The sequence below is a fragment of the Teichococcus coralli genome (genome assembly GCF_009829925.1).
Lineage (GTDB): Bacteria > Pseudomonadota > Alphaproteobacteria > Acetobacterales > Acetobacteraceae > Pseudoroseomonas > Pseudoroseomonas coralli.
In genome coordinates this window covers 82,841-105,671 of the sequence record NZ_SNVJ01000015.1, presented here as the reverse complement: position 1 = coordinate 105,671, position 22,831 = coordinate 82,841, and the positions used below count along the sequence as shown (strand labels likewise).

The window sequence follows — 22,831 nt, the reverse complement described above, 5'->3', positions numbered from 1 at the left end:
CCGCCCGCCTGCCGTGGAAGGGGCCTTATCGTGACGCAAGACGCCAGGGAGCAGCCATGAAGCCGCATGCCCGCTTCAATCTGGGCTACTGGATCGCCGCCTTCCTGGGCGTGCTGCTGATCCAGTACTACCTTGCCGCGCATCAGGGCGTCGCGCCGATTCCCTACAGCCGCTTCGAGCAGTTGCTGCACGAAGGCAAGGTTTCCGAGATCGGCATTTCCGACCGCTTCATCCAGGGCAGGCTCAAGGAGCCCCTGCCGGGCGGCGAGACGCGCTTCACCACAACGCGCGTGGAGCCGGACTTCGCTCAGGAACTCCAGAAGTACAACGTCCAGTACACCGGGCAGATCGAGAGCACCTTCCTGCGCGACCTGCTCTCCTGGATCGTGCCGATGGCGCTGTTCATCGGCATCTGGATGTTCATGCTGCGCCGCATCGGGCGCGGCATGGGCGGGCTGATGCAGGTCGGCCGCAGCAAGGCGAAGATCTATGTGGAGAACGACACGCGCGTGCGGTTCGACGACGTCGCCGGCGTGGACGAGGCGAAGGATGAGCTGCGCGAGGTGGTGGACTTCCTGCGCGCGCCCAAGGAGTATGGCCGGCTCGGCGGCCGGATGCCCAAGGGCGTGCTGCTGGTCGGCCCGCCCGGCACCGGCAAGACACTGCTGGCCAAGGCGGTGGCCGGCGAGGCCCGCGTGCCGTTCTTCTCCATTTCCGGCTCCGAGTTCGTGGAGATGTTCGTGGGCGTCGGCGCCGCCCGCGTGCGCGACCTCTTCGCCCAGGCGCGCGAAAAGGCGCCCGCCATCATCTTCATCGACGAGCTGGACGCGATGGGCCGCGCGCGTGGCGTGGGCGGCCTCGGCGGTGGCAACGACGAGAAGGAGCAGACGCTGAACCAGCTCCTGGTCGAGCTGGACGGATTTGATTCCTCGACCGGCCTCGTGCTGCTGGCCGCCACCAACCGGCCGGAGATCCTCGACCCCGCGCTGCTGCGCGCCGGCCGCTTCGACCGCCAGGTGCTGGTCGACCGGCCCGACCGCAAGGGGCGCATCGAGGTGCTGAAGGTGCACATGCGCAAGGTGCAGCTGGAGCCAGGCACCGATCCGGAGAAGGTGGCGGCGCTGACGCCAGGATTCACCGGCGCCGACCTCGCCAACCTGGTCAACGAGGCCGCGCTGCTGGCGACGCGGCGCCAGGCCCAGGCGGTCAGCCTCGCCGACTTCAACAACGCGGTGGAGCGGATCGTGGCGGGGCTGGAGAAGCGCAACCGGCTGCTCAATCCGCGCGAGCGCGAGATCGTCGCCTACCACGAGATGGGGCACGCGCTGGTGGCGCTCGCCACTCCGGGCGCCGACCCCGTGCACAAGGTCTCCATCATCCCGCGCGGCGTCGGCGCGCTCGGCTACACCATCCAGCGGCCGACCGAGGACCGCTTCCTGATGACCCAGCAGGAGCTGGAGAACAAGATGGCCGTGCTGCTCGGCGGCCGCGCCGCCGAATGGATCGTCTTCGGCCATCTTTCCACCGGCGCCGCCGACGACCTCGCCCGCGTCACCGACATCGCCCGCTCCATGGTCACCCGCTACGGCATGACGCAGCGGATCGGCCATGTCTCGCTGGAAAAGGACAGCCGCTCCTTCCTCAGCCCCAATCCGCTGGCCGGTGGGGCGCAGGAACGCGCCTATTCCGACGAGACGGCGGCGGCGGTGGACGAGGAAGTGCACGGCATCATCCAGCGCGCCTTCGAGCACACCCTGGCCATGCTCAAGGAACGCCGCGAGGCGCTGGAACGCACCGCGCACGCCCTGCTGGAACGCGAGACTCTGGACGAGGCGCAGTTGCGCGCGCTGGTGGAACCAGCGCCGGCACACGCCTCCGCGCCAGGAGCGTGAGCGGCAATCAAGGCGACGCAGCCGGGGGAACGCATTCCACCGGCCTCCGCCTTCCGCGGCCAGGCGCTATTCCTGGCGGTGCGCGGCATGATGCTCGCGGCACTCCATCGTGTCCCGCCCGATGATCCTGTTGAGCAGGCTGTCCCTCTCGTAAGGTAGGGCGAGCTTGCTCTCGTCGAACTGCCGGAAGAACTCGTCCCAGGAGATCTCGAGGCGCGCGCCATGCTCCGGCCGTCTCGGCCGCGGGAACAGGATGCGGATGATGCCGGTCTCGCCCTCCTGGCGCGTGCGGTTCGTCGCCGCCGGCTTGTCGCCGTGCGACTCCGCCCACCTCCGGAGGGTTGCATGATCGGTGATGGCGCCAGCCATGATCTCCGTTCCCGCTCTGGCGCCGGGCCTGACCAACCAAGGCCCGTGACAGCGGTTCCCGCGGCGCCGGGCCGGCTCTCACGTTTCCTTGCTGTCACGGCTCCGCCGGAACTGTGGAACTCTGGATCGGTTCCCCTCGTCCCCGGTACGACGGATGCCGTTGCATGAAGCTCGTTGTTTTCGGCCTGACCATCACGTCGTCCTGGGGAAATGGCCATGCGACATTGTGGCGCGCGCTGTGCAAGGCGCTGGTCCGCCGCGGCCACCGCATCGTCTTCTTCGAGAAGGACGTGCCCTGGTATGCCGGCGCGCGGGATCTGGAGGCGCTGCCGGGTGTCGAGATCCTTCTCTACCCCAGCTGGGAGTCGGCGCGCGCGCCAGCAGAGCGCCACCTGGCGGATGCCGATGTCGGCATGGTCACCTCCTATTGCCCGGATGGCCTCGCCGCCTCGGAGCTGGTGCTGCGCTCGCCCGCCGAGGCGCGCGTCTTCTACGACCTGGACACACCCGTCACGCTCGCCCGAGTGGCAGCCGGCGAAGCGGTCGGCTACCTGCCGCCGCAGGGGCTGGGCGATTTCGACCTCGTGCTCAGCTATACCGGCGGCGACGCGCTGACGCGGCTGCGGCGCCGGCTGGGCGCGCGCCGTGTCGCGCCGCTCTACGGCAGCGTCGACCCCGAGGCGCACCGGCCGGCCATGCCGGCGTCCGCCTACCGCGCCGATCTTTCCTATCTCGGCACCTACGCGGCGGACCGGCAGGCCGGTCTGGAGGCGCTGCTGATGCGGCCGGCCCAGCGGCTGCCGGGGCGGCGCTTCGTCATCGGCGGCGCGCAATACCCGGCGGATTTCCCCTGGTCCGACAACATCTTCTTTGTCCGTCACCTGCCGCCGGCGGAGCATCCGGCCTTCTTCTCTTCCACCCGCCTGACGCTGAACATCACCCGCCAGGCCATGGCGGAAATGGGCTACTGCCCTTCCGGCCGGCTGTTCGAGGCCGCGGCCTGCGGCGCCCTGGTGCTCAGCGACCGCTGGGAGGGGCTGGACCGGTTCTACCAGCCCGGCAGCGAGATCCTCGTCGCCGGCACGACCGACGAGGCGGTGGCCGCGCTTGCCCTGGGGGGAGAGGAGACCGGCCGCATGGCCGCGCGCGCCCGCCAGCGCACGCTGGACGAGCACACCGCCGACCACCGCGCGCGCGACCTGGAGGCGGCGCTGGCGCTGATCGCCGTGCCAGCGCCCGGTGCCATGGCCGAGGAGGCCTGAGCCGTGTGGGGCATCATCCCGGCCGCGGGGCTCGGCAGCCGCATCCAGCCGCTGGCCTTCTCGAAGGAGCTGCTGCCGGTCGGCAGCCGGATCGAGGACGGGGTGGAGCGCCCGCGCGCCGTCAGCGAGCACCTGATCGAACGGATGATCGCCGCCGGCGCCGACAAGATCTGCTTCGTCATCGCGCCGGGAAAGAGCGACATCATCAACTACTACGGCGCCAGCATCGGCCCGGCCCGCATCGCCTACGTCGTGCAGCCGGAGCCCGGTGGCCTCTGCGACGCGATCTTCCGCGCCGCCCCCTTCATCGCCGCAGAGGAGCCCGTGCTGGTGGGCCTGCCGGACACCGTCTGGTTCCCGCGCGACGGGCTGGCGCGGCTGCCGGCGGAGGAACTCTCCTTTCTGCTTTTCCCCGTCGAGCATCCCGAGCATTTCGACGCCGTGGTGACCGATGCGGAGGGGCGTGTCGCGGAGATCCAGGTGAAGTCGCGCGAGGCCCGGTCACATTGGGTCTGGGGCGCCTTCCGCATGCCTGGACATGTGCTGCACGCGCTGCATGCGTTGTGGCAGCGGCCCGGGCGCGGCGACGAGTATATCGGCACGCTGGTGAACGCCTATCTCGCCCAGGGCGGGCGGGCGCGCGGCCTGCGCGCCGGCGAGGCCTATGCCGATGTCGGCACGCTGCACGGCTACCGCCAGGCGCTGGAACTGTTGGAGAGCCGGCCGAGGGACGGGAGGGAGGTGGCCCTGCCCTTCCGCGTCCTGCAGCAGCGCGCGGCGCTGCGTGACGCCGCGCGACGTGCGGACCAGCCGGGCCGCCCGCCACATGGCGCCATCGGCATGCCGGAACAGCAGGCGGGTGCCGCGGGCGGCGGCGAGTGAGGCCCGCATGGAGGCGGGTCACGCCGCCGCATTCCTGACCGCCATGTTGGCCTGCGCAAGGCCGGGGGTGGCGCTGCGCTTCGGCGCCCTTCTGCCCGAGGTCATCGAGCACGGCATCACTGGCTGCCTGGTGGAGGATAGGGATGGGTTGGGGGCCGGCATCCGCGCGGCAACCCCGGATCGTCGGAGGCCTGCCGTGCCGCCGCCCGGCGCCGCTTTGCGGCCGAGGCCAGGGTCGCGGGGTGCCTCCGGTGCTTACCGCAAGCTCAATCGCCGAAGCCAGCCGCATGCCCTGCCGGCCCCGGCATGGCGGCCGGAGCGGTGCAGGCGGCGTGCCAGCCTGCGGCCGGCGCCGGCCGTGCGGCGTTCAGGAGCCAGCAGGAGGGGCGACGAAAAGCGTCTCCGGGCTCGCCAGGTCCTGGCTGCCACTGCTGACGAGCAACTGCAGGCCGCTGATGATCACGATGGCCACCAGAAGCCCCATGAGCCCATGTTCCAGTGCTGCGAACCCGCGGCCATCGCGGCAAAGCCGCCTGAGCCAATCCGACATTTCTTTGCCCTCCGTGGACCAGGCATGCTCACGAAGTCTGGAGCAAGCCATAGGCCCCTCAGGAGCACGGCGTCCATCGAAATCGTGGCCTGCGGATGCTTCGCCTCATCCCCGCCGCTCCGGGGCAATGCCGCGTTTGTGCCAAGAGTCCTGAAAACGTGCACACGCCTGCGCCGTTATCCCAGGCAATCGGCATGAATTCGCCGAGCAAGACCAAGAGGGAGATCCCACGCATGCGGTCCACGACAACCGCCCTGGCAATCGCCGCCACCCTGCTCGCCGCGCCCATGGCCCTGGCACAGGGCCAGCAGCAGGGAACGGTCGGCTCGCCCACGGCTCCGGGCGGCGGCGGTTCCAGCATGGCGCAAGGCACCCCCGGCACGCCCGGCACCACCAATGCCCCAGGGGTCATCGCCCCGCCGGCGGCCGATATGCCGCAGACGCGGACCCAGGGACGCGCCGAGCCCAATGCCACAGGCACCGACAACCCGCCGACCACCGCGATGCCCGTTGCGGGCGCCAACAGCTTCACCGAGGGACAGGCCCGCGACCGCATCGCCGCCGCCGGCTACACCGACATCCAGGGGCTGAAGAAGGATGAGCAGGGCGTCTGGCGTGGCCAGGCCATGCAGAACGGCCAGCGCGTCGATGTCGGCCTCGACTTCAAGGGCCAGGTGGTGACCGGAAACGCCCCCGCGAAGTGAGCGGCCGCTCCTCCCCCGTCCCACAGGAGATTTTCCATGCCCAACCACACCATCACCCGCATGTTCGACACCCGCGAGCACGCCCTCGCCGCGGTGCGCGACCTCGAGGCCGCCGGTTTCTCGCATGACGATGTCGGCATCGTTGCCAGCGACGGCGGCCGCGACACCACGGACGCCACGACGACGCATCACGAAGGTTCCTCCGGCGCCGGCATCGGCGCCACGCTCGGCACCGTCGTCGGCGGCGGCGCGGGCCTCGCGGCAGGGCTCGGCGCCCTCGCCATCCCCGGCATCGGCCCGATCGTCGCGGCCGGCGCGCTGATCGCGGCCCTCACCGGCGCCGGCGCGGGCGCGGCGGCGGGCGGCCTGATCGGCGCCCTCACCGGCTCCGGCGTCAGCGAGGAAGAGGCACCGGTCTATGCCGAAGGCGTCCGCCGCGGCGGCAGCCTGGTCACCGTGCGGACGGATGCCAGCCGCGAGGCCGAGGCGCAGGACATCCTGAACCGCCATAACCCCGTGGACATCCGCGCCCGCGAGGCCGACTACCGGGCCTCCGGCTGGCGTGGCACCTATGACGACGCCACCCCCGGCGACACCGCCACCGACCTGCCCGGCACCGCTTCCAGCCGCGGCGTCGGCCCGACGGCCGACCCCACCCGCTCGGGCACCCTGCCGCCTGATCGAAGCATCTGAGGCCACGGGAAGAAGCCTGGGGGAAGGAATTCCCCCAGGCCTCCATTTCCTGTCCTCACGGTTTCCAGCACGCGCAGCCAAGGCAGCGCCAAGCTGGCAAAAAGAAAGGGGGGGCTTGGAGGGAATTCCCTCTCCCCACCTTTATTCTTCCGCCAGCATCCGCACGAAGGCGCGCCAGTCGTCCTTGCGCGTCGCGGCGCGGGCGGGTCGGCCCGGGCGCTCGACGTAGAGCGTCAGGATGCCCTTGGCCCAGAGCCCGTCGAACAGCCGAACGTCGGAAAAGGCGAGATCGGCCGTGCGCTGGAAGACGGCCTCCTTCACCTTGGGCTGCACCTTCAGCAACCACCAGGCGACGCCCGCCGCCAGCACCAGCGCGCCAACATGGATGTTGACGAAGCGCGCCCCCAGAAAGGACGCGACCAGGATCGCCACCGGCATGGTCAATGTCTCGGTGGCCCGATAGACCGGGGAGCCCGGCGCGTTCATCCGCCGGATGTCCACGCCCAACCGGACCTTCTCCTGCGCGATCTGCTCGCGCAGCATTTCAAGCTCGTTCATTCGTCCGCAGCAGTTTCCAGCACACCGGCGCCATCCGGGAAGGCGGCGCGCATCAGCGCCCTTGTATACGCTGCCCGCGGCGCCCGCATCACCGCATCCGCCGCGCCGGCCTCCACCACCTCGCCGCCCCGCAGCACCATGATCCGGTGCGCCATGGCGCGCACCACGCGCAGGTCGTGGCTGATGAACAGGTAGGCCAGCCGGTGCCGCGCCTGCAGCCCGCGCAGCAGCTCCACCACCTGCGCCTGCACCGAGNGCCAGCCGGTGCCGCGCCTGCAGCCCGCGCAGCAGCTCCACCACCTGCGCCTGCACCGAGACGTCGAGCGCGCTGGTCGGCTCGTCCAGTACCAGCAGGCGCGGCTGCAGCACCAGCGCGCGGGCGATGGCGATGCGCTGCCGCTGCCCGCCGCTGAACTCGTGCGGGTAGCGCTCGGCCGTGGCCGGGTCGAGCCCCACCTCCTCCAGCGCCCGCACCACCCGCTGCTGCCGCCCGGCCCGGCCGAGGGCCGGCTCGTGCACCGCCAGCCCCTCGCCCACGATCTCCGCCACGCTCATGCGCGGCGAGAGAGAGCCGAAGGGGTCCTGGAAGACGACCTGCATCCGTGCCCGCAGCGGCCGCAATGCGGCGCGGGACAGTCCCTGGATCGGCTTGCCCTCGAACAGGATGCGGCCCTGGCTCTGCTCCAGCTGCAGCAGCGCCAGGCCGAGCGTCGTCTTGCCGCTGCCGCTCTCGCCCACCAGGCCGAGCGTCTCGCCCTCACGCAGTTCCAGCGAAACGCCGTCCACCGCCTTCACCACGCCCACCTCCCGGCGCAGCACGCCGCGATGGATCGGGAAATGCACCTTGACCGCCTCGGCCCGCAGCACCTCCGGCGCCGCGGCCGGCACCGGCGCCGGCTGGCCGCGCGGCTCGGTGGCCAGCAGCAGCTTGGTGTAGTCGTGGCCCGGCGTGGTCAGCACCTGCCGTGCCGGCCCCTGCTCCACCACCCGCCCGTGCCGCATCACCACCACCGTGTCGGCATGGGCGCGCACAATGGAAAGGTCATGCGTGATCAGCAGCAGCGCCATCGAGAGCCGGCGCTTCAGCTCGTCCAGCAAATCCAGGATCTGCGCCTGGATGGTGACGTCGAGCGCCGTGGTCGGCTCATCGGCGATCAGCAGCTTGGGGTCGTTGGCCAGGGCGGCGGCGATCATCACCCGCTGCCGCTGCCCACCGGAAAGCTGATGCGGGAAGGCATCCAGCCGCTCGCGCGCGTTCGCAAGCCCGGCGCGCTCCAGCAATTCGATGACGCGCGCCCGCAGCGCCGCGCCCCGGAGCGGCCGGTGCAGCCGCACCGCCTCGCCCACCTGCCGTCCGATGCTGTGCAACGGGTTCAGCGAGGTCATCGGCTCCTGGAACACCATGCCCGCCACGCCGCCGCGCAGCCGCTGCAACGCGGCGGGCGTGGCCTTCAGCACCTCCGTGCCGTCCAGCAGGATGTGGCCGGTCGGGTTGGCGCCGGCATTCGGCAGCAGCCGCAGGCAGGAGAGCGCCGTGACGCTCTTGCCGCTGCCGCTCTCGCCGACCAGCGCCACCGTCTCGCCGGGGTTCACTCGGAAGGAGACGTCGTGCACCACCTGCCTGCCGCGGAAGGCGACGCCCAGGTTCTCGACCTCCAGGAGCGCGCTCATGCGCAACGCCTTCCAGGGGGCGCCGCCCCCTGGATCCCCGCCGCGGTGACAGTGTCACCCCGGACCCCGCCATTCGCTTTTCCGCCACGGGAGCGGAACCCCCCATCGCCGGAGGACCATGCCCTCGGGTGCACCAACATCTCGAAGGCCGTGGATGGCGGGGTCCGGGGGGACACTGTCCCCCCGGCGGGAAGGGTTCGGGAGGGGCGGAGCCCCTCCTGAGGGCCGGCGCCGTTCATGTCTCGCTCCCTCCGGGCAGCTTGCGCGGATCGAAGGCGTCGCGCACCGCCTCGCCGACAAAGATCAGCAGGGTCAGCACCCCGCCGAGCACCACGAAGGCGGTGATGCCCAGCCAGGGCGCCTGCAGGTTGTTCTTCCCCTGGCTGACCAGCTCGCCCAGCGAGGGCGAGCCCGGCGGCAGGCCGAAGCCGAGGAAGTCCAGGCTGGCCAGGATGGTGACGCTGCCGGAGAGCAGGAACGGCAGGAAGGTGAGCGTCGCCACCATGGCGTTGGGCAGGATGTGGCGCGACATCACGCGCGCGTCCGAGACGCCGAGCGCCTTGGCGGCGCGCACGTAGTCCAGGTTGCGCCCGCGCAGGAACTCGGCGCGCACCACGCCGGTCAGCGACATCCAGGAGAACAGCAGCAGGAAGATCAGCAGCGTCCAGAACCCCGGCTCGATCACGCTGGCCAGGATGATCAGCAGGAAGAGCTGCGGCATGCCCGACCAGATCTCGATGAAACGCTGGAAGCCCAGGTCCACCCACCCGCCGTAATAGCCCTGCACCGCCCCGGCCGCGATGCCGATGACCGAGCTGAACACCGTCAGCGCGAAGCCGAACAGCACGGAGATACGGAAGCCGTAGATGACGCGCGCCAGCACGTCCCGCGCCTGGTCGTCGGTGCCGAGCGGGTTCTTCCAGGAAGGTGGCGAGGGCGCCGGCTGCCCGAGGTCGCGGATGATGGTGTCGTAGCGGTAGGGCAGCAGCGGCCAGAGCATCCAGCCACCGCGCTGCTGGATCTCCTCCTGCAGGAAGGGGTCACGCCAGACCACCGCGGTCGGGAAGCCGTCGGGGATGACGTCGCTCTCGGCATATTCCCGCACCACGGGGAAAAACCATTCTTCCCCCACCTTGGCCACCAGCGGGCGGTCGTTGGCCACCAGCTCGGCAAAGAGGGTGAGCAGGAACAGCACCAGGAAGACCCACAGCGACCACCAGCCCCGCCGGTTGGCGCGGAAATTGGCGAGCCGCCGCTGCGTGATCGGCCTCATCGGCGCGCCTCGAAGTCGATGCGGGGGTCGATCAGCGTGTAGGTCAGGTCGCCGACGATCTGCATGACCAGGCCGAGCAGGGTGAAGATGTAGAGCGTGCCGAACATCACGGGGTAGTCGCGCCGGATGGCCGCCTCGAAGCCGAGCAGGCCGAGCCCGTCGAGCGAGAAGACGATCTCCACCAGCAGCGCCCCGGTGAACAGGATGCTGATGAAGGCCGCCGGAAAGCCGGCGATGATCAGCAGCATGGCGTTGCGGAAGATGTGGCCGTAGAGCACGCGCCCCTCGTCGGCGCCCTTGGCGCGGGCGGTCAGCACGTACTGCTTGCCGATCTCCTCCAGGAAGCTGTTCTTGGTCAGCATGGTGAGGCCGGCAAAGCCGCCGATCACCAGCGAGACGGTCGGCAGCACCATGTGCCAGGCATAGTCCAGCGCCCGCTGCCAGAAGGGCCAGTCCGCGGAGCCGGAGGAGGTCAGGCCCCGCAGCGGGAAAATTTGCAGAAAACTGCCGCCGGCGAAGAGCACCACCAGCAGGATGGCGAAGAGGAAGCCGGGCACCGCATAGCCCACCAGCACCACGCCCGAGGTCCAGGCGTCGAACCGCGTGCCGTCCCGCACCGCCTTGCGGATGCCGAGCGGAATGGAAACGAGGTAGATGATCAGCGTGGACCAGAGGCCGAGGCTGACCGAGACGGGCAGCTTCTCCAGCAGCAGGTCGATCACCTTGCGGCCCTGGAACAGGCTCTCGCCAAAGTCGAAGGTCAGGTAGCCCTTCAGCATCTCGGTGAAGCGGACATAGGCCGGCTTGTCGAAGCCGAAGGCCTTCTCGATCTCGGCCACCACGGCGGGGTCCATGCCGCGCGCACCGCGATAGGAGCCGACGGGGCCGCTTCCGCCACCACCCTGCTGGGGTGCCCGCGTCTCGCCCTGGCTCTCGCCGGAGAGGCGCCCGATGGCGCTGCCGCCCTGGCCGCGCAGTTCGGCCAGCATCTGCTCCACCGGCCCGCCGGGCGCGAACTGCACGACGACGAAGTTGATCAGGATGATGCCGAACAGCGTCGGCACCAGCAAAGCGATGCGCCGGAGGAGGTAGGCGCCCATGCGTCAGTCCATCCCACAGGAGGGAAAAGTGCGGGGGGAATGCATTCCCCCCGCGCGCCCCAGCTTTTTTTTACCGGTCAGAAAAAAGTAGGGGGTTCGGGGGAATTCCTTCCCCCGACCTTTTCCTGCTGCGCCCATCTATTGCGCCGCGCCGCGGTCCGCCGGCAGCGCCCGCTCGCGCCCCTTGTCCACCCACCAGCTGTCGATGGCGAGCCCGTAGCGCGGGTTGTGCTCGGGGCGCCCGAACTTGTCCCACCAGGCCACGCGGAAGGTGCGGCTGTGCCAGTGCGGGATGATGTAGTGCCCCCAGAGCAGCACGCGGTCGAGCGCCCGCGTGCGGTCGATCAGCGCCTGCCGGTCGGGCGCGGCGATCACCAGCTCCACCAGCGCGTCCACCACCGGGTCGGCGATGCCCATGTAGTTCAGGCTGCCCTTTTCCCTGGCCTTGGCCGAGGTCCAGTAGTCGCGCTGCTCGTTCCCCGGCGAGAGGCTCTCGCCGATGACCACCGTGGTCATGTCGTAGTCGAAGTCGTCCATCCGCACCTGGTACTGCGCCGGGTCGATGGTGCGCACGCGCGCCTCGATGCCGAGCCGCTGCAGCGCCTGGATGTAGGGCAGGGCGATGCGCTCGAAGGTCGGGCCGTTGAGCAGGATCTCGAAGCTGAAAGGCTGGCCCTGGCCGTTGACGAGGCGCCGCTCCTTCACCTCCCAGCCGGCCTCGCGCAGCAGGCCGAGCGCCTTGCGGGCATTCTCGCGGTTGTTGTTGCTGCCGTCCGACATTGGCACGCGGAACTCGGTGGTGAACAGCGCCTCCGGCAGCTTGCCGCGGAAGGCGGAGAGCACCATCAGCTCGCCCTCGGAGGGCAGGCCCTTCGCCGCCAGCTCGGAGTTCGAGAAGTAGGAGGTGGTGCGCGTGTAGCTGCCGTAGAACAGGTTGGCGTTCATCCACTCGAAGTCGAACATCAGCCCGAGCGCCTCGCGCACGCGCTTGTCCTGGAACAGCGGGCGCCGCAGGTTCATGGCGAAGCCCTGCATGCCGGTGGGCAGCTCGTGCGGGATCTCCTCCCGCTTCACCAGGCCCCGGCGCACGGCGGGGAAGTCGTAGGCGGTGGCCCAGTCCTTCGCCACGTTCTCGGTGCGCAGGTCGATCTGCCCGGCCTTGAAGGCCTCCAGCGCCACGGTGGTGTCACGGAAATACTCGTAGCGCGTGACGTCCACGTTGTTGGTGCCCTTGCGGGTGGGGAGATTGCGGCCCCAGTAATCCGCCACGCGCCGGTAGGTGACGCTGCGTCCCGGCTCGAAGCTCTCGATCCGGTAGGGGCCGGAGCCGAGCGGCACCTCCAGCCCCGGCTGGGCGAAGTCCCTGCCCTCCCACCAATGGCGCGGCAGCACCGGCATCTGGCCCAGGATCTGCGACAGCTCGCGGTTCTCGTTGGTGCTGAAGCGGTAGACCACCCGCCGCGGCCCCTCGGCCACGACCTCCGCCACATCGGCCCAATAGGCCCGGTAGAAGGGGCGGCCATGCTGGCGCAGGGTGTTGAAGGTCCAGACCACATCCTCGGCCGTGACCGGCTTGCCGTCGTGCCAGCGCGCTTCCTCGCGCAACGCGTAGGCGACGCCGCGCCCGTCGCGCGGCACCTCGATGAGCTTGGCCAGGTGGCCATACTCGGTGCTGGCCTCCTCGCTGCTCGGCAGGGTCAGGGTGTCGTAGAGCATGGTGAGGCCGACGGCCGGCGTGCCGCGCAGGATGTAGCCGTTGAAGGAGTCGAAGCTGCCGATGGCGGTCAGCGCCATCTGCCCGCCCTTCGGCGCATCCGGGTTGACCCAGGGCCAATGGGCGAAGTCGGCCGGCAGCGCCGGCTCCCCCAGCAGCGAAAGCGCATGGGTCAGCCGCGGCGGCGGGTTGCCGTCCGCGAGGTTGGGCGGCGGGGCCTGCGCCCAGGCGCGCGGCATGAAGGGGCCGGAGGCAAGGGCAAGGCCGGAGGCCAGCAGGTGTCGGCGGCGCATGGCCTTAGGATGAGGGTTCCGCCCGGCCGGGACAACACTTCCCTGTTGCCGCTTGCTCTTTGCAACGTAGGCGGGAAGAACGCCGCCTTCCGGCTACGTTCAGGCCAGAAGGCGGCAGATCTCCGGCAACAGCGCCTTGTCGCCGACGGCCGCCACCTGCCCGCTCGCCCCGAGCCGCAGCGGGTTGCCCTGCCAGTCGGTCATCGCGCCGCCGGCGGCCTCGACCACCGGCACCAGTGCCGCCCAGTCCCAGGGCTTGAGGTCGGATTCGACCACCACATCCACCAGGCCCAGCGCCAGCAACCCGTAGGCGTAGCAGTCACCGCCCCAGGTCACGCGGCGCGCGGCGGCGCGCACCTTCGCGAAGCGCGGCGCCTCCTCGGGGGTGAACATCTCGTGGCTGGTGCAGGAGAGTTCCGCCGCGGCCAGGCGGGCGCAGGGGCGGGTCCGGGGGGTGCCGCCCATCGGGCCCTGGAAGCGCAGCGGCGCGCCTTCCAGCCCGACCCAGCGCTCCCCCGTGGCGGGCTGGTCGATCAGCCCGAGCACCGGGCGCCCATGATGCAACAGGCCGATCAGGCTGCCGAAGAGCGGCCGGCCGGTGACAAAGGCGCGGGTGCCGTCGATCGGGTCCACCACCCAGACATAGTCGGCATCCGCCCGCTCGGCGCCGTATTCCTCGCCGATCACCCCGTGGCTGGGAAAGCGTTCGGCCAGCAGGGCGCGGATGGCGCGCTCGGCGGCGCGGTCGGCTTCGGTGACGGGGCTGGCGTCGCCCTTTGCCTCGACCAGCAGGGCCGAACGAAAAAGGGGGCGGATCACCGCCCCCGCCGCGTCGGCGGCCGCCTCGGCAGCCGCGAGCAGCGCCTGCTGCATCAGGGCAGCGGCTGTGGATTGCCGGACAGCGTGCGCAGGTAGGCGATGACATCCGCCCGCTGGTTCACGCTGCGCAGCCCGGCGAAAGCCATGCGGGTGCCGCGGATCGCGCGGGCGGGGCCGGCCAGGAAGTGGTTCAGCGCCTCATAGTCCCACTGCTTGTCCTTCAGGGCCTGCATCGCCGGCGAGTAGTTGAAGCCTTCCAGATGGGCATGGTGGTTGCCGACCACGCCATAAAGATTGGGGCCAACCTTGTTCGCGGCGCCCTGCTCGAAGGTGTGGCAGGCGCTGCAGATGCGGCCGGCGATCTGCTTGCCGTCCTCGATGTTGGCGGCGGCCAGCAGCGGCGCCACGGGCTCGATCTCTGGCTCGCTGGCGGCGGGAGTCGCGGCGGTCTCGCCGACCCCTTCGATCGTGATCGCGGTCTTTTCGAGCCGCTTCGGATGCACGACCGTTTCGCCGATGAGGCCCGCAACCATGAAGGCGATGCCGGCTGTGAGCACAGCCGCGAACGCCTTGTTGACCTCCAAGCTCATGCTGCCGATCCATCCCCCGCTGGTCTGCCGCGCACGATTTGCGTGCCGTCCGGGCCTCGACTAGAAGCGCCCGGACCATAGTGGGGAAGCACGGGCGCATCAACCCGTTGCCCCACCGCGAGAGGGCCTGTCGTGCCGTGAGCGGCACTATTCCCTTTTGCGCGCCAGAGTACGAGGGACCAGTGGAGGGACGCGCCGGTGGGTTGCGCGAATCGGCACCCGCCGCGCGGCCGCGGCCAGACCGGGGGAACATGATGAGTGGTGTGATCGCCTTCCAGGGCATGCCGGGGGCCTACTCAGACCTCGCCTGCCGCAGCGCCTATCCCGGCTGGACCACCCTGCCCTGCCCGAGCTTCGAGGCCGCCATGGCGGCGGTGCGCGAGGGCCGGGCGGAGCTGGCCATGCTGCCTTGCGAGAACTCGCTCGCCGGCCGGGTGCCGGACATTCACCGCATGCTGCCCGATTCCGGCCTCTTCGTGGTGGGCGAGCACTACCAGCGCGTGGAGCACTGCCTGCTGGCGCACAAGGGCGCCACGCTGGAGGGGCTGAAGCGCGCCCACAGCCACCCCGTCGCCCTCGGCCAGGTGCTGAACCTGCTGCGCGAGCGCCGGCTGGAGCCGGTGATCGAGGCCGACACCGCCGGGGCCGCCAAGCTGCTGGCCGAGCATCCGAGCCTGGAGGACGCCGCCATCGCTTCCTCCCTGGCCGGCGAGATCTATGGGCTGGAGATCCTGCTGCGCAACGTCGAGGACGCGGCGCACAACACCACCCGCTTCTACGTCATGTCGCGGGAGCCGAGCTATCCGCCGCTGGACGCGCCCAACACGGTGACGACCTTCGTCTTCCGCGTCCGCAACATCCCTGCGGCGCTGTACAAGGCGCTCGGCGGCTTCGCCACCAACGGGGTGAACATGACCAAGCTGGAGAGCTACATGCTCGACGGCGAGTTCACCGCCACCCAGTTCCTTTGCGACGTGGACGGCCACCCGGAGCAGCCCGCGCTGAAGCGGGCGCTGAGCGAGCTGGCCTATTTCTCGCGCGAGATGCGGGTCCTCGGCGCCTATCCGGCGAATCTCCATCGGTTGGGGCAGGCGGCGCAGGCGGACTGAAACTGGGACGGGGGAGGGGCTCCCTCGGTCGCGGACCTCAGGGCCCGCCGCTTCATTTTCCGCCGCCTTCCACGCACGCGCGCGGCAGGAACACGCAAGCGCGTGCGCTTTGCGCCGCATGGTCGCCGGAACAAGGACGAAAACCCGGGGAAGGGAGTTCGGGCCTGTTCGTCAATCTGTTGAGCGGCCAAGCCGGGAGAGAATGAATTCTCCTCCGGACCCCTCTTCTTCTTTCTTGTCAGCTTGTTGCGCTGGCCTCGGGCGCTCACGCTGCCTTGAAAGCCGGCCCGCTCTCCCTGGACCTTCACTGCAACAGGTGACGCAGCTTGTCCGGGTTCCGCTGGATATAGACCGCGGCGATCACCTCCCCTTCGGGCTGCAGCGCCGTCGCCTGCAACCCGCCATCCGGCTCGCGGGTGACGAAGCCCGGCAGCCCGTCGATCATGCCGAGATGCAGCGGCGGGGCCGTGGCGAAGGCGCCCTTGCGCGCCAGACCCGCAAAGAAGGCGGCAATGCGAGCCGGCCCCAGGATCGGGTTCAGCGCCGCGCGCCGGCGGCCGCCGCCGTCCGTCAGCGCCACCGCCTCGGCGGCCAGCATCTGCCGCAGCGCCGAGGCGTCGCCGCTGCGGGAGGCGGCGAAGAAGGCTTCCGCCAGCCGGATTCCCGCCTCCGGCGCCGCGGAGAAGCGCGGCCGGGCCGCCTGGAGCTGCCGGCGGGCACGGCTGGCAAGCTGGCGGCAGGCGGCCTCCTCGCGGCTCAGGCTCTGCGCGATCTCGGCGAAGTCCAGCCCGAACACGTCATGCAGCAGGAAGGCGGCGCGCTCGGCGGGGGAGAGCCGCTCCAGCACCAGCATCATGGTCAGTGTCAGCTCGTCGGCCAGCGGCGGCTCCGCGGGCGCGAAGGGGTCCACCAGCGGCTCCGGCAGCCAGGGGCCGACGTAGTTCTCGCGCCGCCGCCGCGCCGCCCGCAGCGCATCCAGGCAGAGGCGCGTGGCGATGCGGATCAGGAAGGCCTCCGGGTCGCGAAGGCCTTCCTTTTCGGCGCCCTGCCAGCGCAGCCAGGTTTCCTGCACCACGTCCTCCGCCTCGGCCACCGAGCCGAGCATGCGGTAGGCGAGGCGCAGCAGGCGCGGCCGCAGCCCGGCGAAGGCGGCCAGTTCAGGCGGCATGTGCCGCCGCCGCCCCCGCCGGATGCACCGAGCGGAAGCCGATCGCCAGACGGTTCCAGGTGTTGATGGCGCCGATCAGCATGGTCAGCACCACCTGCTCCTGCGGCGAGAACTGCTCAGACAGGGCTTCGTAGTCGGCATCCGGCGCATGGGTTTCCGCCACCCGCGTCAGCGCCTCGGTCCAGGCCAGCGCGGCGCGCTCGCGCGGGGTGTAGAGCGGCGATTCCCGCCAGGCGTCGAGCAGATAGAGCCGCTGCTCGCTCTCGCCGTCGGCGCGCGCCTCGGCGGTGTGCATGTGCAGGCAGAAGGCGCAGCCGTTGATCTGGGAGGCGCGGGTCTTCACCAGGTGGACCAGCGGCCGCTCCAGGCCACCCTCCTGCAGCGCGGCCTCCAGCGCCAGCATCGGGCGGATCACCTCGGGAGCGGCCTGGTGCGGATTGAGGCGCGGGGTCATGGCGTCATGCTCCTGTGCAGATTGACGCCTCCAGGACGGACAGGGGCGGGGCCGTGTGACATCGGCGCCGGAAAAAATCGTATCCTGGGCCACAGGGGCGGCGGCGGCCGGCTTGGCGCACCCCCGGCCCGACCTTACCGTTTGGTCAGGAGAGGAGCACGCGATGGCCACGCCCTTCATCTGCACCGCCTGCGGAACGCAGTTCCCGCCCGCCGACCAGCCCCCGCCCTGCTGCCCGATCTGCCAGGACGAGCGCCAGTATGTGCCCGAGTCGGGCCAGAACTGGACGACGCTGGAGCAGCTTTCCCAAAGTCGCAAGGCGCTGCTGAAAGAGGAGCACGGGCTGCTCGGCATCGGCTGCGCGCCGGACTTCGCCATCGGCCAGCGCGCCCTGCTGCTGCCCACCCCGGCCGGCAACATCCTGTGGGACTGCATCGCCTTCCTGGACGCCACCCTGCTGCGGGTCATCCAGGCGCTGGGCGGCCTCGCCGGCATCGCCATCTCCCATCCGCACTACTACACGACCATGCTGGAATGGAGCCGCGCCTTCGGCGGCGTCCCCATCCACCTGCACGCCGCCGACCGCGAATGGGTGATGCGCTCCGGGCCGGAGATCGCTTTCTGGGAAGGCGAGACGCACATGATCGCCCCCGGCGTGACGCTGATCCGCCTCGGCGGCCATTTTTCCGGCGGCACCGTGCTGCACGCGGCCCAGGCGGCGGAGGGGCGCGGTGCGCTGCTTTCAGGCGACATTCTCCAGGTGGTGCCGGACCGCCGCCATGTCGGGCTGATGCGCAGCTATCCCAACCTCATCCCGCTCGGCGCGGCCGCCGTGCGGCGGATGGGCGAGGCCATCGAGGCCTGGGACTTCGACGCCGTGTACGGTGCCTTCTGGGGACGCGTGATTCCGCAGGGAGGCCGGCAAGCCGTGACCGAATCGGTCGGCCGCCACATCGCTCATCTGCACCGCGACCGGCCCTGATCCCGAAACGAACGCCGCCCGCCTTCGCCGCGCTAGAGCATTTTCCGTTCGCTCTGGCTCACGGGATCTGCTCTAGCCGTTTGTTCTGACGAGCATCTTCACCCGTCCCGTTGATGCCATCGGAACGGGATCTGCCCTAGTTCACCTGCTTGGCGATCACCGAAAGCGCGGCGGCGCTGATGGAGAGCTGCCCGAGCGTCTGCGTCAGGTCGCGCACGAAGCCCCAGGTCTCGTAGGGCGAGGGGTCCTGTGGCACGACAACAAGGCTGCCCGGAGGGATGGGCGGGCCGCCCGCCTGCCAGGAGCTCAGCCCGGCCGGCACGCTCTGCCCGTTGGGCAGCACCACGAAGGCGCGTGAGCCGTCGGCGAAGCGCTGGCTGCCGCCGGAGGCGCGCACGTAGTCGTTCGCCTTCCAGCCGGAGGTGAACTGCAGGCTGCCGGGGTTCAGCACCGCGCCGACCACCGTCACCTCGTTTGGCCGCTTGGGGATGGCGATCAGGTCGCCGGGCTCCAGCAGCACGTCCAGCTCCGGCCGGGCGGCCAGGATGACGGGATTGGCCTCCACCACCATGCGCCCGGCGGCGCGCGCGTCGCGCAGGGCATTGGCCAGCTCGCGCCCGGCGGTGATGGCGCCGCCGAGATCCATGTTGCCGGCCCGGCTGCCGGCGACCGCCTGCCCTGCGGCCACCTGGATCAGGCTCTGCTCCAGCTCGCGCGCGGTCCGGTTGAAGCCCTCCTGCTGCCGCTGCCGCACGCTCTCGCGGGTGAAGACGGCGCCATAGGGATAGGCCTGCGGCGAGAGCCCGCCCGCCCGCGCGATCAGCTCCGAGAGCCGCTCGCCGCGGCGGATGTCGTAGATGCCGGGGCGCAGGAACTCGCCGGCCAGCGTCACCGGCCCGGCGTCACGGTCGCCGAAGCCGCGCGGAATGCGGATGCCGTCGCGCGGGGAAAGCCGGATGGCGGCGAAGTTGCGGCTGCGCAGGTCCAGCAGCGTGCGGGAGAGCGGGATCGCCCCGGCCTGCTCCAGCGGCTCGCGCGACAGTTCCACGGCGGACAGGTCGGCCGTGTCCGTCACCCCGCCGGCGGCGGCCAGCACCTGGTCGAGCCCGGTGTCGTTCAGGATGGGGTAGAGGCCGGGCAGCCGCGCCTCGCCGGAGATCAGCACCGACTGGTCGAGCAGGAAGGGCAGCAGCGCCGGATAGTCCATGAAGGCCTGCGGGCAGGAAGGCGCGCCGAGATCGGGAAAACCGGCGCCGCGCACATGCGCGAAGCGCACCGGCGAGGAGCGGGCGGCGATCGCCAGCGCCTGCAGCGCCGGGCAGGCGGCCGGCGCGGGTGCCGCCGCGGCGGCGGCCGGCGTGGCCAGCGGCGGCCCCGCCGCCTCGCCGCGCAGGGCGCGCTGCACCGGCGGGCTGGCCAGCCAGAGCACGTCGGCCTGCGAAAGCAGGATGACCTCGTCGTCCTCGCGCAGCGGCAGGTCGGCGCGGCCCTGCATCACCTGGCCGAGGTCGAAGGCGTCGAAGCGGCGCACCCGCGTCGCCGGGTCCACGCGCCAGACGACGCCGAGCCGCACATAGGGGTCGGGCTGCACGATGCGGGGGTCGTTCAGCAGGCTGCGCAGCCCCGCGCCGCGCGCCGGGCGCAGCAGCGGCGCCACCACATGCCCGGCCAGCCGCACCTGCCCCGCCGCCACGTCGGCGCCCGGCTGCACCACCACCGCGTCGCCGCGCCGCAGCCGTGCGCCATGGCCGATCTCGGAGAGGATGCGCCGCCCCTGCGCGTCGGTGCCATGCAGCAGGAAGCGGTTGCCGGCCGGGCGCAGCGCCTCGCCGGCCAGCCGCAGCAGGGTGTCGAGCGAGGCGGTTGGCGTGCGGGCGGGCAGTTCGTAGATGCCGGGGCGCGTCACCTCGCCCGCCATCGCCACCGTGGCGCCGAGCGGCGGCACCACCACGCGCTCGCCCTCGCGCAGCATCAGGTCGGGTTGGCCCGCCTCGCTGCCGATCACCGCGTAAAGGTCGATGATCCGGCTGCCGCGCGGCCCCTCGACGCGGATGGCCCTGAGCGAGCCGGTCTTCTTCACCCCGCCCGCCAGCGCCAGCGCGTCCAGCACCGAGGCCAGGGCCGGCAGCGCCTGCAGGCCCGGCCGCACCACCTCGCCGGCGATGAAGACGCCGATCTGCCGGAGCTGGCCGATCGAGACAAAGGCTTCCGAGCCGCCCAGCTCGCGCGCCACGCGCTCCTGGATGTCGGCGCGCAGTTCGCCCAGGCTGCGGCCGGCGGCGAGAAAGGGCGGCAGGTCGGGCAGCAGCAGCGTGCCGTCACGCGTGACGCGCAGCGCGTGGTTCTGCCGGGTGCGGCCACGGATGCCGATCAGCACCTCGTCGTCCCGCCCGATGACGTAGCTGTCCGGCAGACTACCAACGGCGGTGGGCGGCACCGGCATGGCCGCCATCTCGCGGAAGGTGTTGTAGCCGAACTGCCGCAGCGGCGCTTCGAGGCGGCTGGCGAAGAAGGCCTCCGCCTGGGAGAGCGGCTCGGCGGACAGGAGCGGGGGAGCCGGGGCCGGCGCGGCGTGGGGCGCGGGCGCCGCGAAGGCTGGCGCGGCGGAAGGCGCGGGCGCGGCCGGGGCGGAAAGGTTGCCGCCGGAGGCATCGAGGATCCGCTGCAGAATATCCTGCTGAAGGGCAGGAGGCAGGCTGGGCAGCGGCAGGCCGCCGGGCAGCGTCGAGGGAAGCGAGGGGGGCGAAAGAAAGGGGCTGGGCACCTGTCCGCCCGGCGGGCCGGGCTGCGCCAGGGCGGGAAGGATCTGCACCGCCAGGAGCGATCCGGCCCCCATTGCCCGTCCGAACCGGCGAACGGCCGGGGAGCGCAGCAACTGGAAAGCGAGGAGGAGGGGGTCAAGCACGGCCCGGCACCACCTTCAGCGGGAGCCGGCGTTCTGCCTGCTCGCAAAAGTATAAATCTTGCTATAACAGTTTCGTGATGCTGATCCAAGTGCGCAAAGCCGGTCTGACGCGGATGATGCTGCTGGCCGATGCGGCCTGCCGGCTCGGGCCCCGCGCGCTGGCCCTCTATGGCTGGCACCGGACACTGCGCCTGATCGGTTTGCCGCAGCGCCGCCTGCGGAACGGCGCCGGACTGCCGGCCCTTTCCGGCTTTCTGGAGCTGGCGCCCCTGTCACCCGCTCCCGCCCTGCCGGCCGCCGCGCGGGAGAGGGTCCGCATGGCCCTCGCCGCCCTGCCGCCGGCCGTCTGGCATGGTCCCTTCGCACCAGGGGCTCCAGCCCTGGGGCTGGATCTCTTCCGCCCGGGCGACGTACGTCCGGTCTGGGAACCCAATCGCCTGGCTTGGCTGCCGCTGCTGGTGCAGGCCGCCCGACTCTGGCCGGAGGAGGGCCACCTGGCCGTTGCGGAGGCGCGGCTGGCCGCCTGGTGCGACGCCAACCCGCCCTTCCAGGGCCCGAACTGGGCCTGCGGGCAGGAAGCGGCGCTGCGGGTGCTGCATCTTGCTCTGGCCTTGCTGCTGGCCGGCCAGGAACGGAACCCGCCGGAGGCCGCACGCGCCTTTCTGGAGGTGCACGCCCGGCGGATCGCCGCCACCGGCGCCTATGCCCTCGCCCAGGACAACAACCACAGCATCAGCGAGCCCGCCGGGCTGCTGGCCTGCGGCTGGCTGCTGGGCGATGCCGCCCTCGCCGGCCGGGCCGCCGCCGCACTGACGGCCGCGCTGCGCCGCCTGGTGGCGCCCGATGGCGGCTTCGCGCAGGTTTCCACCGGCTACCACCGGCTGCTGCTGGACACGCTTTCCGTGGTCGAGGCGTTGCGCCGCCGACTCGGCCGACCGGCCCTGCCCGCGCCCTTCGCCGCACGCGCCGCCGCCGCCGCTCAGTGGCTGGCCCGCCTCGTCGCCCCCGACGGTGCCCTGCCGGCGCTCGGTCACCAGGATGGTTCCGCCTTCGCCGACCTCGCCCTGGGCGGCCAGGCCGACGCGCGCGGCAGCGCCGAGCGGGCCATGCGCCTCTTCGCCGAGGCCTCGGCGGGCTTCGCCGGGGAGCCAGGCTGCCTTTGGCTGGAGCTTCCCGAGTTCCCGCCCCTTCCCAGCCCCGCCGCCTGGATCGCCAGCGGCACGCGCGGGTGGGAGGCGGCGGGCGCGCGCGCCCTGCTGCGCACCGGCCCGCTGCGCTTCCGCCCGGGCCAGGCCGACCTGCTGCACCTCGACCTCTGGGACGGCGCCCGGCCGGTGCTGGCCGATGCCGGGACCGGCGCCTACAACCCGCCCGCCGCGGATCGGTGGTGGCTCGACTATTTCCCGGCCGCCCGCGCCCACAACACCATCCTCTTCGACGAGCGCGAGCCGATGCCGCGCCTCTCCCGCTTCCTGCTGGCGCGCTGGCCGCGCCTTGCCTCCCGGGTGGAAGGGGCGGCCCTGCGCGACGCCCATGGCAACCGTCATGCGCGCCGCGTGACGCCGGAAGGCCGCGCCTGGACCATCACCGACGAGGTGGCCGGCCCTTTCCGCATCCTGGCGCTGCGCTGGCGGCTCGGCCCCGGCGCGTGGCGCCTGCGGGCCGACGGTGTGGAAGGGCCAGCGCGGCTGTGCCTGAAGGGTGACGCGCCGCTGCGGCTTTCGCTGGAGGAGGGGTGGGAAAGCCCCGCCTACGGCGTGGTGCGGCCCTGCCAGGTCCTGGTGGCCCGCGCCGACGCCCCGGTTTCCTGCATCGTGACGCGGGTCCTGCTGCCATGAAGGCG

At 71.3% G+C, this 22,831-nt stretch carries 19 protein-coding genes; 8 read left to right on the top strand and 11 right to left on the bottom strand.

Features of this window, described 5'->3' with window-relative positions:
• The first annotated feature begins 56 nt into the window (after positions 1 to 56).
• Positions 57 to 1,892, top strand: a complete 1,836-nt coding sequence (gene ftsH, locus E0493_RS16305) for an ATP-dependent zinc metalloprotease FtsH (RefSeq protein ID WP_160938300.1) — start codon at positions 57 to 59, stop codon at positions 1,890 to 1,892.
• Positions 1,893 to 1,958: 66 nt separating this feature from the next.
• Here ftsH and E0493_RS16300 read toward each other — a convergent pair whose 3' ends face one another.
• Entirely contained in the window at positions 1,959 to 2,261 is a 303-nt protein-coding gene (locus E0493_RS16300) for a hypothetical protein (RefSeq protein WP_160938299.1), read from the bottom strand.
• Positions 2,262 to 2,425: 164 nt separating this feature from the next.
• On the opposite strand from E0493_RS16300, the gene E0493_RS16295 reads away from it, so the two are divergent.
• Both E0493_RS16295 and E0493_RS16290 read left to right on the top strand, forming a co-directional pair.
• Positions 2,426 to 3,523, top strand: a complete 1,098-nt coding sequence (locus E0493_RS16295; RefSeq protein WP_160938298.1) for a CgeB family protein — start codon at positions 2,426 to 2,428, stop codon at positions 3,521 to 3,523.
• 3 nt (positions 3,524 to 3,526) lie between these two features.
• Positions 3,527 to 4,405 (top strand): nucleotidyltransferase family protein, encoded by an 879-nt coding sequence (locus tag E0493_RS16290; RefSeq protein WP_160938297.1) that lies wholly within the window; start codon positions 3,527 to 3,529, stop codon positions 4,403 to 4,405.
• 367 nt (positions 4,406 to 4,772) lie between these two features.
• Here the strand turns inward: E0493_RS16290 and E0493_RS16285 are convergent, their stop codons facing one another.
• Positions 4,773 to 4,955 carry a Flp family type IVb pilin gene (locus E0493_RS16285; RefSeq protein ID WP_160938296.1) on the bottom strand — a complete coding sequence of 61 codons (183 nt, stop codon included), beginning with the start codon at positions 4,953 to 4,955 and terminating at the stop codon, positions 4,773 to 4,775.
• A gap of 233 nt (positions 4,956 to 5,188) precedes the next feature.
• Here E0493_RS16285 and E0493_RS16280 point away from each other — a divergent pair, with 233 nt between their 5' ends.
• Positions 5,189 to 5,659 (top strand): hypothetical protein, encoded by a 471-nt coding sequence (locus tag E0493_RS16280; protein ID WP_160938295.1) that lies wholly within the window; start codon positions 5,189 to 5,191, stop codon positions 5,657 to 5,659.
• A gap of 36 nt (positions 5,660 to 5,695) precedes the next feature.
• Complete coding sequence (locus E0493_RS16275; protein WP_160938294.1) at positions 5,696 to 6,352, top strand: hypothetical protein; 657 nt, start codon at positions 5,696 to 5,698, stop codon at positions 6,350 to 6,352.
• Between the two features lie 141 nt (positions 6,353 to 6,493).
• Here E0493_RS16275 and E0493_RS16265 read toward each other — a convergent pair whose 3' ends face one another.
• The 6 genes from E0493_RS16265 to E0493_RS16240 form a co-directional block, all read right to left on the bottom strand.
• Positions 6,494 to 8,581: an ABC transporter ATP-binding protein gene (locus tag E0493_RS16265; RefSeq protein ID WP_456316350.1), complete on the bottom strand. Its 2,088-nt coding sequence runs from the start codon at positions 8,579 to 8,581 to the stop codon at positions 6,494 to 6,496.
• Between the two features lie 235 nt (positions 8,582 to 8,816).
• Positions 8,817 to 9,854, bottom strand: a complete 1,038-nt coding sequence (locus E0493_RS16260; RefSeq protein ID WP_160938292.1) for an ABC transporter permease — start codon at positions 9,852 to 9,854, stop codon at positions 8,817 to 8,819.
• On the bottom strand, positions 9,851 to 10,954 hold the full coding sequence (locus E0493_RS16255) for a microcin C ABC transporter permease YejB (protein ID WP_160938291.1): 1,104 nt from the start codon (positions 10,952 to 10,954) through the stop codon (positions 9,851 to 9,853). Before E0493_RS16255 ends, E0493_RS16260 begins: the two co-directional genes overlap by 4 nt.
• Positions 10,955 to 11,092: 138 nt before the next feature.
• Positions 11,093 to 12,961 (bottom strand): extracellular solute-binding protein, encoded by a 1,869-nt coding sequence (locus E0493_RS16250; protein ID WP_160938290.1) that lies wholly within the window; start codon positions 12,959 to 12,961, stop codon positions 11,093 to 11,095.
• Between the two features lie 99 nt (positions 12,962 to 13,060).
• Entirely contained in the window at positions 13,061 to 13,834 is a 774-nt protein-coding gene (gene hisN, locus E0493_RS16245; RefSeq protein WP_160938289.1) for a histidinol-phosphatase, read from the bottom strand.
• A complete protein-coding gene (locus E0493_RS16240; protein ID WP_160938288.1) occupies positions 13,834 to 14,370 on the bottom strand; it encodes a c-type cytochrome in 537 nt (178 codons plus the stop codon). Before E0493_RS16240 ends, hisN begins: the two co-directional genes overlap by 1 nt.
• Before the next feature lie 254 nt (positions 14,371 to 14,624).
• Here E0493_RS16240 and E0493_RS16235 point away from each other — a divergent pair, with 254 nt between their 5' ends.
• Positions 14,625 to 15,479 carry a prephenate dehydratase gene (locus E0493_RS16235; RefSeq protein ID WP_160938287.1) on the top strand — a complete coding sequence of 285 codons (855 nt, stop codon included), beginning with the start codon at positions 14,625 to 14,627 and terminating at the stop codon, positions 15,477 to 15,479.
• A 304-nt stretch (positions 15,480 to 15,783) separates the two neighbouring features.
• Here E0493_RS16235 and E0493_RS16230 read toward each other — a convergent pair whose 3' ends face one another.
• The gene (locus E0493_RS16230) at positions 15,784 to 16,647 is read right to left on the bottom strand and encodes a sigma-70 family RNA polymerase sigma factor (RefSeq protein ID WP_160938286.1); all 864 of its coding nucleotides are present in this window, start codon (positions 16,645 to 16,647) and stop codon (positions 15,784 to 15,786) included.
• The gene (locus tag E0493_RS16225; RefSeq protein ID WP_160938285.1) at positions 16,637 to 17,101 is read right to left on the bottom strand and encodes a carboxymuconolactone decarboxylase family protein; all 465 of its coding nucleotides are present in this window, start codon (positions 17,099 to 17,101) and stop codon (positions 16,637 to 16,639) included. Before E0493_RS16225 ends, E0493_RS16230 begins: the two co-directional genes overlap by 11 nt.
• Positions 17,102 to 17,264: 163 nt before the next feature.
• Between E0493_RS16225 and E0493_RS16220 the strand changes: the two genes are divergently transcribed.
• Positions 17,265 to 18,083: an MBL fold metallo-hydrolase gene (locus tag E0493_RS16220; protein WP_160938284.1), complete on the top strand. Its 819-nt coding sequence runs from the start codon at positions 17,265 to 17,267 to the stop codon at positions 18,081 to 18,083.
• Positions 18,084 to 18,219: 136 nt separating this feature from the next.
• Here E0493_RS16220 and E0493_RS16215 read toward each other — a convergent pair whose 3' ends face one another.
• A complete protein-coding gene (locus E0493_RS16215; RefSeq protein WP_367614529.1) occupies positions 18,220 to 20,895 on the bottom strand; it encodes an SLBB domain-containing protein in 2,676 nt (891 codons plus the stop codon).
• A 170-nt stretch (positions 20,896 to 21,065) separates the two neighbouring features.
• On the opposite strand from E0493_RS16215, the gene E0493_RS16210 reads away from it, so the two are divergent.
• Entirely contained in the window at positions 21,066 to 22,826 is a 1,761-nt protein-coding gene (locus tag E0493_RS16210; protein WP_160938313.1) for a heparinase II/III family protein, read from the top strand.
• The last annotated feature ends 5 nt before the right edge of the window (positions 22,827 to 22,831 follow it).